12 protein-coding genes are annotated in these 15,178 nt (G+C 72.0%); 11 read left to right on the plus strand and 1 reads right to left on the minus strand.

The features are described from left to right. Positions 1–362 precede the first annotated feature (362 nt). The 10 genes from BS75_RS13115 to BS75_RS43320 all read left to right on the plus strand — a co-directional run bounded on the left by BS75_RS13115 (position 363) and on the right by BS75_RS43320 (position 13,710). Complete coding sequence (locus tag BS75_RS13115; protein WP_034088341.1) at positions 363–1,151, plus strand: G1 family glutamic endopeptidase; 789 nt, start codon at positions 363–365, stop codon at positions 1,149–1,151. Positions 1,152–1,399: 248 nt separating this feature from the next. Further along, a complete protein-coding gene (locus BS75_RS13120; RefSeq protein WP_042437181.1) occupies positions 1,400–2,422 on the plus strand; it encodes a LacI family DNA-binding transcriptional regulator in 1,023 nt (340 codons plus the stop codon). A 192-nt stretch (positions 2,423–2,614) separates the two neighbouring features. Next, the gene (locus BS75_RS13125) at positions 2,615–3,937 is read left to right on the plus strand and encodes an ABC transporter substrate-binding protein (RefSeq protein WP_081982291.1); all 1,323 of its coding nucleotides are present in this window, start codon (positions 2,615–2,617) and stop codon (positions 3,935–3,937) included. A 56-nt stretch (positions 3,938–3,993) separates the two neighbouring features. After that, on the plus strand, positions 3,994–4,722 hold the full coding sequence (locus BS75_RS13130; protein WP_034088343.1) for a ThuA domain-containing protein: 729 nt from the start codon (positions 3,994–3,996) through the stop codon (positions 4,720–4,722). Further along, the gene (locus BS75_RS13135) at positions 4,719–5,828 is read left to right on the plus strand and encodes a Gfo/Idh/MocA family protein (protein ID WP_152645662.1); all 1,110 of its coding nucleotides are present in this window, start codon (positions 4,719–4,721) and stop codon (positions 5,826–5,828) included. The genes BS75_RS13130 and BS75_RS13135 overlap by 4 nt, the downstream gene beginning before the upstream one ends. 88 nt (positions 5,829–5,916) lie before the next feature. After that, a complete protein-coding gene (locus BS75_RS13140) occupies positions 5,917–8,424 on the plus strand; it encodes a glycosyl hydrolase family 95 catalytic domain-containing protein (RefSeq protein WP_034088344.1) in 2,508 nt (835 codons plus the stop codon). After that, the gene (locus BS75_RS13145; protein WP_231607759.1) at positions 8,421–9,392 is read left to right on the plus strand and encodes a carbohydrate ABC transporter permease; all 972 of its coding nucleotides are present in this window, start codon (positions 8,421–8,423) and stop codon (positions 9,390–9,392) included. Before BS75_RS13140 ends, BS75_RS13145 begins: the two co-directional genes overlap by 4 nt. 83 nt (positions 9,393–9,475) lie before the next feature. After that, positions 9,476–10,273 (plus strand): carbohydrate ABC transporter permease, encoded by a 798-nt coding sequence (locus BS75_RS13150; protein ID WP_081983269.1) that lies wholly within the window; start codon positions 9,476–9,478, stop codon positions 10,271–10,273. A gap of 52 nt (positions 10,274–10,325) precedes the next feature. Further along, positions 10,326–12,527 (plus strand): alpha-galactosidase, encoded by a 2,202-nt coding sequence (locus BS75_RS13155; protein WP_034088346.1) that lies wholly within the window; start codon positions 10,326–10,328, stop codon positions 12,525–12,527. Between the two features lie 46 nt (positions 12,528–12,573). Continuing rightward, the gene (locus BS75_RS43320) at positions 12,574–13,710 is read left to right on the plus strand and encodes an alcohol dehydrogenase catalytic domain-containing protein (RefSeq protein WP_231607760.1); all 1,137 of its coding nucleotides are present in this window, start codon (positions 12,574–12,576) and stop codon (positions 13,708–13,710) included. Positions 13,711–13,761: 51 nt separating this feature from the next. Here the strand turns inward: BS75_RS43320 and BS75_RS13165 are convergent, their stop codons facing one another. Next, the gene (locus tag BS75_RS13165; RefSeq protein WP_034088347.1) at positions 13,762–14,079 is read right to left on the minus strand and encodes an ArsR/SmtB family transcription factor; all 318 of its coding nucleotides are present in this window, start codon (positions 14,077–14,079) and stop codon (positions 13,762–13,764) included. 115 nt (positions 14,080–14,194) lie between these two features. Between BS75_RS13165 and BS75_RS13170 the strand changes: the two genes are divergently transcribed. Then, the gene (locus BS75_RS13170; RefSeq protein WP_034088348.1) at positions 14,195–15,178 is read left to right on the plus strand and encodes a quinone oxidoreductase family protein; all 984 of its coding nucleotides are present in this window, start codon (positions 14,195–14,197) and stop codon (positions 15,176–15,178) included.

Consider the following 15,178-nt stretch of genomic DNA (forward strand, 5'->3'; position numbering starts at 1 on the left):
TCAGCAATGGTGCAGAAAGGGGGGTGCGATGGAGAAACAGCAGGGTGCCTAGGACCACCGCAGCCGCCCCGGCGCCCGCCGACCGCTCCGCCGACCCCGGTCCGGCTCCACCGACCTCGCCAGGTAGGCGCTTCCTGGCAGAACACTGAGAGGTCCATACGTCCTCTTGCTCCACCAGTCGTTCCTTCGCTACGTTCATACGCCAAGACACCACCGACCGTGGTGACTCCACGTCGATGATCTTGTCATAGACATGCCATCCAAGCCGCCGCCCCGTCCTCGGCCGCGGCACTCCCTCGCGTACGGCGCAGACCGATCCACTCGCGTCCTTGTCCGGGCACACCTAGACACGCAGGAGACCCATGTCCCCCCGTCGTTCCATAGTCCTCGCCGCTCTCACCGCGCTGGCGACCACCGCCCCGATGGCCGTCGTCGCCACGGCCGCCGCCCCCATTGCCGCGCCGATGATCCAGGCCCCCATGCACGCGGTCGGGGGCAGCGGCAGCTCGGTCCCGTTCTTCATCTCGCACGGCGGCGGTGTCCGCCACGCCAACGCCACCAGCACCAACTGGGCCGGCTACGCGGCGACCGGATCGACCTACACGAGCGTGAGCACCACCTTCACCCAGCCCAAGGTCACCTGTACCTCGGGCGACCAGTACTCGGCCTTCTGGGTCGGACTCGACGGCTACAGCTCCGACTCCGTCGAGCAGACCGGCACCGAGGCCGACTGTGCCGGCCGGACCGCGGAGTACTCGGCCTGGATCGAGATGTACCCGGCCGACCCGGTCACCTACTCCAACACCGTCAAGGCCGGTGACGTGATCACCGAGACGGTCACCGAGGCGTCCAACAAGTACACCCTCACCCTGGTGGACTCCACCGAGGGCTGGACCAAGACGACCACCAAGACCGAGAGCGGCCTCGCCCGCTCCTCCGCCGAGGTCATCGCCGAGGCCCCGTACTCCAACGAGGTGCTCCCGCTGGCCAACTTCGGCAAGGTCACCTTCAACAACAACACGGTGGACGGCTCCTCGCTGAGCTCCCTCAGCCCGGCCGGGATCAACATGGCCACGTCCTCGGGCACCCTTGAGGCCACGACCTCCGCGTTCTCCGGCAACTCGTTCTCCATCACCTGGAACAGCAAGTAGCACCGGCGGGTGTGCCGACGGCCCGACCACCGTCGGCACACCCCACGCAGCACCCCCACGAAGCACCCCCACACAGCACCGCCGGCACAGCACCGCCGGCGCTTCTCCGGTCACCGGAAACAGTGAGCCCCGCCCGGCTGTCGGCGGGGCATTGGCAGTTGGAGGCGTTCTCTATGATGGGCGGCGCAGCCGAGCACGGTGGCTGCCGTCGACCCCGATGATCCGAGTGCCAGGAGAGGCCGCCGCCCATGACGCCCGAGACGGGCCCCCAGCCGGGAGAAGACGTGGGTGCGCGCCCGAAGCGCGCGACCATCGAGGACGTGGCGCGCCTGGCGGGTGTCTCGCGGCAGACCGTGTCCCGGGCCGTCAACGACAAGCCGGAGATCGACTCCGAGACCAAGCGGCGGGTGCTGGCGGCCGCGCAGACGTTGAACTACCGGCCGAGCCGGTTCGCGCGCGGACTGATCCGCCAGGACACGATCACCCTCGGGCTGGTCATCTCCGACATCGGCAACCCCTTCTTCCCGGAGCTCGCCTCCGGTGTGCTGCGCGCCGCCCAGGCCCGCGACTGGCAGGTCGTGCTGTACGACACCGGCGACGACTCCGAACGGGAGCTGCGCACCCTGACCTCGCTCGCCGACCAGGCGGACGTCGGGGCCGGGTTCCTGAGGTCGGCCGCCGGGCTGACGCACGCCCAGCGACTGGGCGTGCCGTTCGCGGTACTGGACGCCGGCTGGGGCAACGGACGGTCGCCGGGCGTCGCCATCGACTTCGCCGCCGGGGTGCGCCAGGCCGTGGAGCACCTGGCCGCCCGGGGCCACCGCCGGATCGGGATGCTCGACGGGGCGTCCAATCCGCTGGACGCCCGGCGCGTCAGCTTCCTGACCGCCGCGCGCGAGTCGGGCCTGGACGCCGACGAGTCCCGGATCGAGAACGCGGCCTGCTCCATGGAGGGCGGCACGGCCGCCCTCCACCGGCTGCTCGACCGGCGTCCGGACACCACGGCGGTGTTCGCCTACAACGACATCATGGCGGTCGGGGCGCTGCGGGCGCTGCGCGCCCGGGGGGCGCGGGTGCCGGAGGACTGCGCGGTGGTGGGCTTCGACGGGGTGCCGCTGGGCGAGCTGGTGGAGCCGCCGATCACCTCGGTGTACGTGGACATCCAGCGCATGGGCGAGCTCGCGGTGGACGCGGCGGCGGCGCTGCTGGCCGGCCGGGCGCCGAAGCCGGTGGTCCTGGAACCGGTTCTCCGGGTCCGCTCCTCCTCCTGAGCATTCTCGGAGCGGGCGTTCTCGGAAAGCTGCTTACCGAGATTTGACGAAGACTCTTGACGAGCTTGCGGGCATCCAGCACGCTACTCCCGTGAGCGCTCACGGGAACGTTCACGGGAGCGCTCACGGCGTTCGCTGGACCTCGGCGGCCGGACCCCGCCGGGCCCTCACCCACCCAGCGGGAGACAGCCAATGACATCGCGTCGGCACCCAGCTCTGGCAAGACCCAGCACGATCCTCGCGGCCTCCGTCGCCGCCGCGCTGCTGCTCAGCGCCTGTTCCGTCGCCGGTGGCTCGGGGACCCAGACGTCCTCCGGCGGCGACAGCGGGACCATCACCTTCCTGACCTTCGAGACGCCGAACCTCACCCCGGCCTACTGGAACGCGGCCATCGAGCGGATCACCGACCAGTACCCGGGGATGAAGGTCAAGCGGCTGGTCTCACCGACCACCGACCGCACCAGCTACGCCAAGCAGCTGCTGGCCTCCGGACAGTTCCCCGACGTGATGATCGCGGTGACGCCGGCCGGCTTCGCCCAGGCCGGCGACCTCTATGCCTGGCAGCCACAGGAGTTGACGCAGTTCGAGGTGCCCGACGGCGGCGCCATCGGCGGCAAGGTCTACCAACTCCCGGCCAACACCCAGACCATCCCGATGGTCTACTACCGCAAGTCGATGTTCGCGAAGGTCGGCATCGCCGCCCCGCCGACCACCTACAGCCAACTGCTCGCCGACAGCGCCAAGCTCAAGGCCGCCGGGATCACCCCGTTCCAGGTCGGCGGCGGCAGCGACCCCTTCGCCGCGGTGCTGCCGCTCTCGGCGACGGTGGCCACCCAGGTCTACCGGAACGACCCGAACTGGATGGTCGACCGGCACGCCGGCAAGGTGAAGTTCTCCGACCCCGACTTCGTCGACGCGCTGAACCGGGTCGGCACGCTGGCCGCCGACGGCTACATCGACCGGGCCGGCCTCTCGCGGAACTACGCCGACAGCCAGAAGGCGTTCCTGGACGGCGACGGCGCGATGTACCCGATGGGCATCTGGTTCGCCTCGGCCGCCGACGCCAGCCCGATCAAGAGCGACATCGGCGTCTTCGCCTGGCCCACCGACGACGGAAAGCTGGTCATGCCCGCCTACACCGGCGGCGGCCTGGAGGTGAACGCGCACTCCAAGAACCTCGACATGGCCAAGAAGTTCGCCCTCGCCTTCCAGCTCGACAGGACCAACCTGGACGCCAACGTCATGGACGACGCGCTCTTCCCGGCGATCAAGGGCTACACGCCGCCGTCGACCACCGGTCCGGTCTTCGACGAGAGCTACGCGCTCTACCAGAAGGCGCTCACCCAGGGCCAGGTCGTGAAGGCGTTCAGCTGGGAGTCCGGCGACGACGCACTGCTGCCCGGCATGGTCAACGTCGTCTACGGCACGGTCGAGGACGTGATGCTCGGCCGCAAGACGGCCAAGGCCGCCGCTGCCTACCTCGACTCCGAGTGGACCGAGCAGAGCAACAACTGACGCCCGCCGTGCGGCCCGGAGCTGCGCCGGATCGGAACCAGAACAGGACAACTCCCTTGCGCATACTCGTGTTCAACGAGAACCACCACGAACTGACCCGGCCCGGGATCGCCGCGCGCTTCCCGCTGGGCATCCACGGCACGCTGGCCGCCGCCCTGCGCGAGCGGTTCGGCGCGGACGCCGAGATCACCACCGCCACCCAGGACCAGCCCGGATACGGCCTGGGCCCCGAGGAGTTGGACCGCACCGACGTGCTGGTCTGGTGGAGCCACCTGCTCCACGCGGAGATGGACGACGGGACGGTGGCCCGGCTGCGGTCCCGGGTGCTGGCCGGCATGGGACTGGTGGTGCTGCACTCCGGCGCCGGATCCAAGCTGTTCACCGCGCTGATGGGCACCAGCTGCGACCGGCGTTGGCGGCACGGCGAGGACCGGCAGTTGGTCTGGACGGTCAAGCCCGGCCACCCGATCGCCGCCGGCGTGCCGAACCCCCTGGTCATCCCGCACGACGAGATGTACGGCGAGCCCTTCGACCTGCCCGATCCGGACGAACTGGTGTTCATCAGCTGGTTCAGCGGCGGCGAGGTGCTGCGCAGCGGGGCGTGCTACCACCGCGGCGCCGGAAAGATCTTCTACTTCAGTCCCGGGGACCAGGAGTGCCCCGTCTACCACCAGCCCGAGGTGCAGCACGTGATAGCCAACGCCGTGCGCTGGGCCGCGCCCTCCGCTCCGGTGGCCAGCCCCTACGTCGACGCCCAGTCCCCCGAGGGCTGGTGGGCGCGATGACCCGGGACTCGACCGCGACGGCCGCGACCACCCCGCCCTTCGCGACCACCGCGACGGCCGCGCCCTTCGCGACCGTCACCACGCCCGGACCACTGCGCGCGGTGGTGATCGGCGCCGGGTTCATGGGCCGGCACTGGGCCCGCGAGCTCGCCGCCCACCCGGACGTCACCCAGGTCGGCTGGGTCGACCAGGACACCGACCGGATCGCCGAGGCGCTGCGCGAGCAGCAGGGCGAGCAGCAGGGCGCCGTCCGGACCGGCACCGACCTCGCCGCGGTGCTGGCGGCCGAACAGCCGGACCTGGTCATCAACTCCACCACGCCCGCCGCCCATCTGGCGGTCACCACGGCAGCCCTGGCACACGGCTGCGCGGTGCTCACCGAGAAGCCGATGGCGATGAACCTGGCCGAGGCCCGCGCCCTGGTGGAGGTCGCCGAGCGGACCGGGCGGCTGCTGGCGGTCAACCAGGACCGGCGCCAGTTGGCGGGAGTGGCCGCGCTGCGCGAGGCCGCCCGGCGCCTGGCCCCGCTGACCCGGTTGGAGATCGACTTCCGGCTGCCGCACCAGGCCGGGCCCTACGTCCACCTGTGGGACGAGCCGCTGCTGCGGGAGATGGCCATCCACCTCTTCGACGCCGCGCGCTCCGTCACCGGCGCCGACGCCGTGTCGGCGTTCGGCCGCACCTACCGCACCCCCTGGTCCTGGTACCCGGGCAACTGCTCGGCGGACGTGCTCTTCGAGATGGAGGGCGACCTCGCCTTCGCCTTCACCGGCTGCTGGACGGCCCGCTCGGCTTTCACCTCCTGGTCCGGCTCCTGGTACCTCGAAGGCGCGGGCGGCTGCGCCCGCTGGGACGGGGTGACCGCACCGGTGCTCACCGCCGCGCGCGGGGAGAACGAGCCCGAACCGCCGGCCGTACCGCTGCCCGTCGCGATCCAGGACTCGCCGTTCCCCGGCCTCGCCGAGGTCCTGGCCGGCTTCGTCACCGCGCTGCGCACCGGCGCGGTTCCGGCCGGTGAGTGCCACGACAACCTGCGCAGCCTCGCCATGGTCGAGGCGGCCGTCGCCTCGGCCCGCGCCGGGCGCCCGCTCCCCGTCGAGCGCTGACGCCGAGCTGACCCCGACCGGATCCCCGGCAACCAGCAGCTCGTCAGTGCTGCTGCTCCAGCACGATCCACCGAGAGAGGGAGATCACGTGTCCAGCACCGAGAACACAGGCACACCGGCGTCCGGATCGGGCGTCAGCCGCCGCGCGCTGCTCACCGCCGCGATCGGCGGGGCCGGCGCGGTGGCGCTGGTCGGCACCACCGCCGGCAGCGCCGTCGCCGCCGGCCGGGGCGGCCGACCGGCGGCCGGGTCGACCGGGCCCGGCGCCGGGGTCGGGGCCCACCGTCCCGGTCGGCTCCGGTTCGGCCGCGAGAACGCCGTGGACTGGGCGGGCGTCCAGCAGCAGCTCGCCGCGGTCGGACCGAGCGTCACCGCGCCGATCAGCGGTGTGGTCACCAACAAGTACACCCCGGGCATGCTGCTGGGGAACGGCTACTTCGGTGCGACCGTCGGTGACTCCTCCGCCGCCCAGCAGACGTTCCACTTCGGCGTCCACAACTTCTGGGGCAACGCGACCTACACCGCGACGACGTGGCAGGGCTCGGTGCTCGGCGCCGGCTCGCTGACCGTCTCCGCCCCCGGCGCGAAGACAGCCGCCGGCTACGCCATGACCACCGATCTGGCCGGGGCGGCGGTGACGACCGTGCTGGCGTTCTCGGGGGTGAAGGTGACGCTGCGGTCCTGGACCGCCGACAACGACAGCGTCCTGGTCACCGAGATCTCCTCCCCGGCCGGGAGCGCCTCGGTCAAGCTCTCCGCCCTGCAGTCCGTGCCGGTCGACGCGACCTACCCGTCCGGGGCCGGGGTGCGGAGCGGCGCGCTCTGGACGACCCGGCAGAACCAGTCCCCCACCTTCACCGCCACCGGCTACACCCCGCCCAGCCTCCGGGCCACCATCGCCTCGGCCACCCGGCTGGTCGGCGCGAACTTCGCCTCCACCAGCTCCACCGCGAACACCGCCACCGGCACCTTCACCCTGCCCGGCGGCGGCTCCGCCACCCTGGTCACGGTCTACCGCTCGCACGCCCAGGACGTCTCGGACACCACGACCGCGCCCACGCCGAGCCAGCTGGCGAGCACTGCCGCCACCGCCGCGGCCGCGATCGACGCCTCCTGGCTGACGAGCGCCGCCGCCGGGCACACCGCCTTCTGGCAGGACTTCTGGACCCGGTCCAACATCGCGGTCGGCGACCAGCAGTTGGAGGCCTTCTACTTCAACGCCCAGTACGTGCTCGGCTCGGCCACCCGGAGCGGGGCCGACGCGCCCTCGCTGTGGGGCCAGTGGCCCACCAACGACACCCCGGAGTGGGGCGGCCGCTACTTCCTCAACTACAACGAGGAGGCGCTCTACTACGGCGCCTTCTCCTCCAACCACGCCGACCTGTCCGAGCCCTACCGCCAGGTCATCCTCAACGAGGTGGCCTGGCAGCGGAACATCACCCACGCGGCCGGGTACCAGGGCACCGCCTACCAGCGCACCCTCACGCCGTTCCACCTGTACGAGAGCCAGCCGGCCACCGTCGCGGTCGCGGCCACCAAGGACTGGACCAAGCTGCCGGCCGACCAGAAGTCCAACGGCAGCTTCGCCGCGCTGCCGCTGATCTGGCACTGGGAGTACACCCGGGACCAGAACTACCTGAAGACCCAGCTCTACCCGCTGCTCAAGGAACTCGACGCCTTCTGGCGCGACTTCGCGGTCTGGGACGGCACCCGCTGGGTCTACCAGCACAGTTCGGCGCACGAGGGCGGCAACGACACCAACCCCAACCTCGACCTCGGGTTCACCCGGAAGGTGATCAACACCCTGCTGACCACCTCCGCGATCCTCGGCGTCGACGCCGACCTGGTCCCGGTCTGGCAGTCCTACCTGGACAAGCTCAGCGCCTACCCGACCGGCACCTACAACGGCGAGACGGTGTTCTACACCGCCGAGATCGTGGACAACCCGAGCAACCCCGTGTACGCCCTGTTCGAGCCCGGCAACCAGCCGATCAACATGGAGGGCGGGATCTTCCCCGGCGAGCAGCTCTCCATCGGCGGGGACCCGGCGCTGCTCAAGATCGCCATCAACACCATCGACCAGATGGGCTCCTGGGGCGACGCCAAGAACCCCAGCGCCAACAACGGGTTCCCCAAGGAGTTCACCATCGCCGCGCGGTCCGGCTGGCCGGCCGAGGACCTGGTCGAGAAGTTCAAGGCGTCGATCGCGTACCTGTGGCGCTCCAGCAACAACACGGTGTTCCAGGGCGGCGGCGGCATCGAGACCACCGGCGCGACCGAGACCCTGAACTCGATGCTGATGCAGAGCGAGGCCGGTGTGATCAGGGTCTTCCCCTGCTGGCCGAGCTCGCGCGACGCCTCCTTCACGCTGCTGGCCAAGGGGGCGTTCCTGGTCTCCTCGGCGATCCGGGGCGGCACGGTCGACTCGATCGCCCTGACCAGCCAGGTCGGTGGGGAGGTCACCGTCGAACTGCCGTGGAGCGGCGGCACCGCGACCGTCACCGACTCCACCGGCGCAGCGGTCGCCTCGACCGTCAGCGACAACCAGGTCAGCTTCGCCACCCGAGCCGGGGCCGGCTACGAGGTCGCCCCGTGACCGTGACCGACAGCGCCGCGCGCCGCCCGGAGGAGGCGGCGCGCGGCCCGCGCCCGGTGCGGACCTCACGGTCCGGTCGGTCCGGGCGGTCCCGACTCCGCTCCAGGGCCGGGTACTTCCTCGGCTTCGGGGCCCCGGGGCTGCTGTTCTACACCTGCTTCGTGCTCGCGCCGCTGCTGCTCAGCCTCGGCTACAGCCTGACCAACGCGAACGCCTTCCAGTCGCAGACCCGCTTCGTCGGCCTGCGGAACTTCTACCGGCTGTTCCAGGACCCCGACTTCCTGATGGAACTGCGGGTGACCACGATCCTGACGCTGATCATCGTGATCGTGCCCAATCTGGGCGGGCTCGGCGTGGCGGTGCTGCTGAACCGCTCCGGTCGGCTCTACCGGATCCTGCGCAGCGTCTTCTTCGTCCCGGTCGTGCTGAGCTCGGTGGTCGTCTCCGTGGTCTGGCAGGCGATGCTGACCGACGGCGGCCTGCTGGACACCGCCCTCCGGTCCCTGGGCGTGCACCACCCGCCGGGCTGGCTGTCCGATCCGGGCATCGCGCTCTACTCGGTGGCCGGGATCGCCAGTTGGCAGCTGCTCGGCTTCTGCTCGGTGGTCTACCTGGCCGGGCTGCAGGGCGTGCCGGACGAGCTGATCGAGGCCGCCGGCCTGGACGGGGCCGGCCCCTGGGCCCGGTTCCGGCACGTCACCTGGCCGATGCTGGCCCCCGCGCTGACCATCAACACGGTGATGCTGCTGATCACCGGCTTCAAGACCTACGACTTCGTGCAGGTGATCACCGCGGGCGGCCCCGGGACCGGGACCACCGCGACCGTGGCCTTCGGCATCATCCAGACCGGCTTCACCGACAACGACACCGGGATGGCCTCGACCATGGCGGTGGTGATGCTGGTGATCGTGGCCGTGGTGTCCAGCGTCGTGCTGCGGCTGCTGCACCGCCGGGAGGTGGAACTGTGAGCCGGACCGAAGCTTCTGCGGCACCGGCGCGCTCCGGGGGCCCGCACTCGTGGCGGGAGGAGCGCGCACCCTGGGTGCGGCCGGTGCTGGCGCTGGCCGTGACCACGGTCTTCGCGCTGCCGCTCTACCTGGTGCTGGTCAATGTCTTCAAGCCCGGGAACAGCATCTCCGGCTCCCCCGCCGCGCTGCCGCTGCCGCCGACCCTCGCCAACCTGCAGGCCGCGCTGGACCGGCCGGACCACCTCTACTGGGACGGTCTGATCAACAGCGTCATGATCACCGGACTGTCGATCGTCGTCCTCGCCGTGGTGTCCGCGATGCTCGGGCACTACCTGTGCCGGACCCGGAGCCGGTTCGCCCGGGTCGCGATGCTGGTGCTGCTGACCGGGCTGATGGTCCCGCCCCAGGTGATCCTGGTCCCGGTCACCAAGATCCTGCAGCTGGCGCACCTGATGTCGACGCTGTCCGGCATGGTCGCCTTCAATGTCGGCTACTACGTGCCGTTCGGCGTGTTCGTCTTCGCCGGGTTCATCCGCTCGATCCCGATCGAGCTGGAGGAGGCCTCCTGGCTGGACGGCGCGGGACGGTGGCGGACGTTCTGGACCGTCGTCTTCCCGCTGCTGCGGCCGGCCACCGCCAGCGTCCTGATCTTCCTGGGCGTGTGGATCTGGAACGACTTCCTGGATCCGCTGATCATCCTCGGGCCGGTCGGCGGCACCACCGTCACCGTCGGCGTCTACCGCGCGCTCGGCGAGCACCAGTCGAACTACGGCCAGCTGTTCGGGTTGATGTTCCTGGCCGCGCTGCCGGTCGTGGTGTTCTACCTGGCGCTCCAGCGGCACTTCGTGAAGGGCCTGACCGGGGGCGCGGTCAAGGGCTGAGCCCGCGAGCGGCGGAACCCGACGCACAGCTCGAACCACCAGAGAGGAATCCATGCCCACCGCGGCGATACATCATGATCCCGAGCGCCGGCTGTGGCTGCTCTCCACCGCGGCGTCCAGCTATGTGCTGCACGTCGACGACCGGGACCGGTTGCACTGCCGACACTGGGGCGTCCGGCTCACCCCCGAGCAGGCGGCCTCGCTGCTGGACCGGCCGGCCACCGACGACCGGCCTCCCACCGACGTTCGGCCGGCCACCGACCTCTGCCCGCCCGCCGACGCCTGGCCGTTCGAGGACGGCAGCGAACTCCCGCTCGACCTGGCCCCGGCGGCGGCGTTCCGCTTCGGCCACGCCCAGCTCGCGGTGCGCTTCGCGGACGGGACGCGGGAGCTGGAGCTCCGGCACCGGGGCCACGAGATCCGGCAGCGTCCGGACGGCGTCGAGCTGGTGCTGGCCTTCGCCGACCGGCACTATCCGCTGGCCGTCGACGCGCACTACCGGCTGCGGGACGACAGTGCGGTGATCGACCGGCACCTGGTCCTGCGCCACACCGGCGAGGCAGGGGACACCGGCGGGGCCGGCGAGGCCGTCACCGTCGTCCGCGCGGACTCCGCGACCTGGCCGCTGCCGCCGCTGGCCGACTACCGGCTCACCCAGGTCCGCGGCCGCTGGGCCGCCGAGACCCGGCTGCACCGCACCGCGCTCCCGTTCGGGGAGACGGTGCTGACCAGCCGTCGCGGCCACACCGGGCACGACGCCAACCCCTGGGCGATGGTCGACGACGGCACCGCGAACGAGGAGCACGGCGAGGTCTTCGGCTGCGCCCTGGCCTGGAGCGGGAGTTGGACGCTCACCGTCGAGCGCACCACCGCCGACCGGGCCGCGCTCTCGGCCGGCTTCGGCCACGCGCCGCTGACCTGGCAACTGGGCCCGGGCGAGCGGCTGACCACGCCCGTCTCCTCCGGAGCCTGGACCGACGGCGGCTTCGGTGCCGCCGCCCGGCAGTTCCACGACCACCTGCTGCGCTTCGTCCTGCCGCACCCCGAGGAGCTGCGGCCGGTGCTCTACAACTCCTGGGAGGCGACCGGATTCGAGGTCTCCGTCGCCGGACAGCTGGAGCTGGCGAAGCGGGCGGCCGACCTCGGCGTGGAGCTGTTCGTGATGGACGACGGCTGGTTCGGGACCGGCCGCAGCGCGCGGACCGGGGACCATGCCGGACTCGGTGACTGGGACCCCAATCCGGACCGGTTCCCGGACGGCCTGGCCCCGCTGGTCGACGGGGTCCGCGCGCTCGGCCTGCAGTTCGGGCTCTGGGTCGAGCCGGAGATGGTCAGCCCGGAGAGCGAGCTGTACCGGGCGCATCCGGACTGGGTGCTGCACCAACCGCACCGCGTACGCAGCGAGCACCGGAACCAGCTGGTGCTGAACGTGGCGCGGGAGGACGTCGCCGAGTGGATGCTGGACCGGCTGGACCAGCTGGTGTCCGAGCACGGGATCGACTTCCTGAAGTGGGACATGAACCGGCCGTTCACCGAGGTCGGACCGGGCGACGGCGACCTGCTGTGGCGGGACTACGTGACCAACCTCTACGGCGTGCTCGACCGGCTCCGCGCCAGGCATCCGCAGCTGCGGATCGAGTCCTGCAGCGGTGGCGGCGGACGGGTCGACCCGGGCATCCTCGCCCGGGTCGACCAGGTGTGGACCTCGGACAACACCGACGCCCGGCACCGGCTGGCGATCCAGGACGGCTATGCCCAGCTGTACCCGGCACGGGCGATGGCCGCCTGGGTCACCGACAGCCCCAACCCGCTGACCGGCCGGCGCGTCCCGCTCGACTTCCGCTTCCACGTGGCCATGGCGGGCGTGCTGGGCATCGGCGGCGACCTGGCCGAGTGGAGCGCGGACGACCTCTCCCGGGCCCGTGCGCTGGTCGCCGCGTACAAGCAGGTCAGGCCGCTGGTGCAGCACGGCTCGCGGCACCGGCTGCGGCCGGCCGGGGACGACTTCAGCGCGGTGCAGTTCCTCGCCCCGGACGGCTCCGCGACGGCGGTGCTGGCCTACCGCACCTCGCGCGGATTCGCGGCGGCGGAACGGCCGCTGGCACTGCGCGGTCTCGACCCGGCGGCCCGCTACCGGGACCTGGCCGCCGACCGGGTGCACCACGGCGCGGTGCTGCTCAGCCAGGGGCTGGTGCCGGTACTCGGACCGGACGACTACGCCAGCGCCCTGGTCCACCTGGTGCGCGAGCCCTGACCGACGGTCACCCCGGTGACTCCCACCCCCTGAGAGGAATGAAGACATGCGCGCAGTCCAGGTCGTCGGCTACGGGGAACCGGTCGTCGTCGCCGAGGTGCCGGAGCCGGAGGTGACCGGCCCGGAGGACGTGGTGGTCCGGGTGGCCGGGGCCGGTGTGTGCCGCACCGACCTGCACATCATGGACGGCGGGTTGGCCGAGGCGTTCGCCCAGACCCTCCCGCTGACGCTCGGGCACGAGAACAGCGGCCACGTCCTCGCGGTCGGCCCGGCGGTACGGCACCTGGCCCCGGGCGACCCGGTGATCGTCCACCCGGCGGTGACCTGCGGCCACTGCGACGGCTGCCGCCGGGGCAACGACATGCACTGCCGCAGCTGGCGCTTCCCGGGCGTCGACGGCCGCCCCGGCGGCTACGCCGAGCTGCTCCGGACCTCGGCCCGGTCCCTGGTCCGGCTCCCGGCCGGGACCGACCCGGCCCCGCTGGCCCCGTTCGCCGACGCCGGGCTGACCGCGATGCACGCGGTCCGCCGCCTGGCGCCGTTCACCGGCCCGGACGCCACCGTCGTCTGCCTGGGCTCCGGCGGGGTGGGCCAGGTCGCGATCCAGCTGCTGCGGATCCTGACCACGGCCCGGGTCGTGGTCGTGGAGCCGGACCGGGACCGCGCGGCCACCGCCCGCCGCCTCGGCGCCCACGAGGTGCTCGCCGTCCCCGCCGAGGCGGCCGCCGACGCCGTACTCGACCTCACCGCCGGTCGCGGCGCCGAGGCCGTGCTGGACCTGGTCGGCGACGGCGAGGTGCCCGCAGAGGCGATGCGGATGCTGGCGAAGGGCGCGGTCTACTCGGTCGTCGGCTACGGCGGCGGCGTCCGGATCGAGCACCTCGACCTGATCAACCGCGAACTCACCCTCATGGGCAACCAGATCGGCTCGCACGGCGACCTGGTCGACCTGATGGCGCTGGTCACCTCCGGACGGGTCGCCCTGGACACGGAGCTGTTCCCGCTCGACGACGCGGCGGAGGTGCTGCGCGCGGTGGCCGGGGCCGCGTCGCCGGCCGCGCGGTGCTGGTGCCGTAGTCGCACGGTACCGGCCCGGCCGGGTGCACCCGTACGGCGAAAGTCGGGATCCGGCGCCGGGTCGACCCACCCCTGGGTTGACCCGGCGACTACCGCACCGGGTTGAAGACAGCCGCCGTCAGCCGGGCTTGACCATCATGGACGTCCACGTGGACGGCTAAGCCTGGGATCGACCGACCAGCGACCAGAGGCCGGGGAAGGCCGCATCGACCTCTGCCCGGCGGAGGCGGTTCACCCGGCGGGCGCCCTCGTCGCGCTGCTCGACCAGGCCGGCCTCGCGCAGCACGGTGAAGTGGTGACTCAGACCTGCCTTGCCGACGGCCACGTCGAAGGAGCCACAGGAGCGCGACCAGTCCTCGCTCCCGGCGAGCTGGCGCACGATGGACAGCCGGACCGGGTCGGCGAGGGCGGCGAAGACCGTCTCGACCGGTACGTCCTCCGGGCGGTTGTGTCGGGGCGCCGCGCGGTGACCCATTCCGTCCTCCGTTCTCGCTGCTCTCGGGTTTCGGCAATCGGCTTGAACTGTTCGATCGTTTCCGTACACTCATGAGTGTTCGCAAATCACCGAACACTCTACCTGGGGGTACACCGTGCGCGCAGTCGTGGTCGAAGAATTCGGCGGACCTGAGGTCCTGCAGCTCCGCGAGGTTCCCGTGCCTGTTCCCGGGCCCGGGCAGGTCAGCATCGACGTCGCCTTCGCCGGGATGAACTTCGCCGAGATCCAGGCCCGGACCGTCGGCTACCGCGTCGCCTCCCTGCCCTTCGTGCCGGGACTGGAGGTCTCCGGCCGGATCCGCGCCCTGGGCGAGGGGGTGACCGGGTTCCGGCCCGGCGACCGGGTCGCGGTGATGCTCACCGGCGGCGGCTACGCCGAGGTGGCCCTCGCCGACGCCGACACCGTCATCGCCGTTCCGGCGGGGCTGGACCTGCGGACCGCCGCGACCCTTCCGACCGTGCTGCCCACCGCCTATGCCCTGATCCACTACGCGGGGCGGCTCAGGGCCGGCGAGAGCGTGCTGGTCCAGGGCGCGGCGGGCGGCGTCGGCACCGCGCTCGGGCAGGTCGCCCGACTGGCCGGGGCCGGCCGGGTCTACGGCGTGGTGTCCAACCACGACAAGGCCGCGTTCGCGGTGAAGCACGGCTACGACGAGGTCTTCGTCGGCGAGGACTTCGACCGGCAGCTCGCCGCCGCCACCGACGGGCGCGGGGTCGACCTGGTGCTGGACTCCGTCGGCGGCAGCACCTGGGAGCGCAGCCTGGCCTCGCTCGCCCGCTACGGGCGGGCCGTCTCCTTCGGCAACGCCGGCGGCGCCGCGCCGTGGAGCGCCGGCATGGCCGACCTGGCCCCCAAGAGCCTGTCCGTGGCCGGCTTCAGCATCCTCGGCCTGTCCGCCGCCGACCCGGCGCTGCTGCGCCGGCTGAGCGCCGAGGCCTTCGCGCTGGTGGCCACCGAGGGCCTGGAGCTCCCGGTCAGCGCCGAGTTCCCGCTGGAGGAGGCGGCGGAGGCGCAGCGCCTGCTCGGCGGTCGCGCCAGCACCGGCAAGCTGCTGCTCCGCGTGGGGGCGGAGGCGTAG

This window comes from Streptacidiphilus albus JL83 (assembly GCF_000744705.1).
GTDB lineage: Bacteria > Actinomycetota > Actinomycetes > Streptomycetales > Streptomycetaceae > Streptacidiphilus > Streptacidiphilus albus.

Coding starts and splice junctions, on each gene's coding strand:
- BS75_RS13165 (WP_034088347.1), bottom strand. CDS start 14,079: ATGGGTCACCGCGCGGCGCCCCGACACAACCGCCCGGAGGACGTACCG.
- BS75_RS43320 (WP_231607760.1), top strand. CDS start 12,574: ATGCGCGCAGTCCAGGTCGTCGGCTACGGGGAACCGGTCGTCGTCGCC.
- BS75_RS13125 (WP_081982291.1), top strand. CDS start 2,615: ATGACATCGCGTCGGCACCCAGCTCTGGCAAGACCCAGCACGATCCTC.
- BS75_RS13120 (WP_042437181.1), top strand. CDS start 1,400: ATGACGCCCGAGACGGGCCCCCAGCCGGGAGAAGACGTGGGTGCGCGC.
- BS75_RS13155 (WP_034088346.1), top strand. CDS start 10,326: ATGCCCACCGCGGCGATACATCATGATCCCGAGCGCCGGCTGTGGCTG.
- BS75_RS13135 (WP_152645662.1), top strand. CDS start 4,719: ATGACCCGGGACTCGACCGCGACGGCCGCGACCACCCCGCCCTTCGCG.
- BS75_RS13115 (WP_034088341.1), top strand. CDS start 363: ATGTCCCCCCGTCGTTCCATAGTCCTCGCCGCTCTCACCGCGCTGGCG.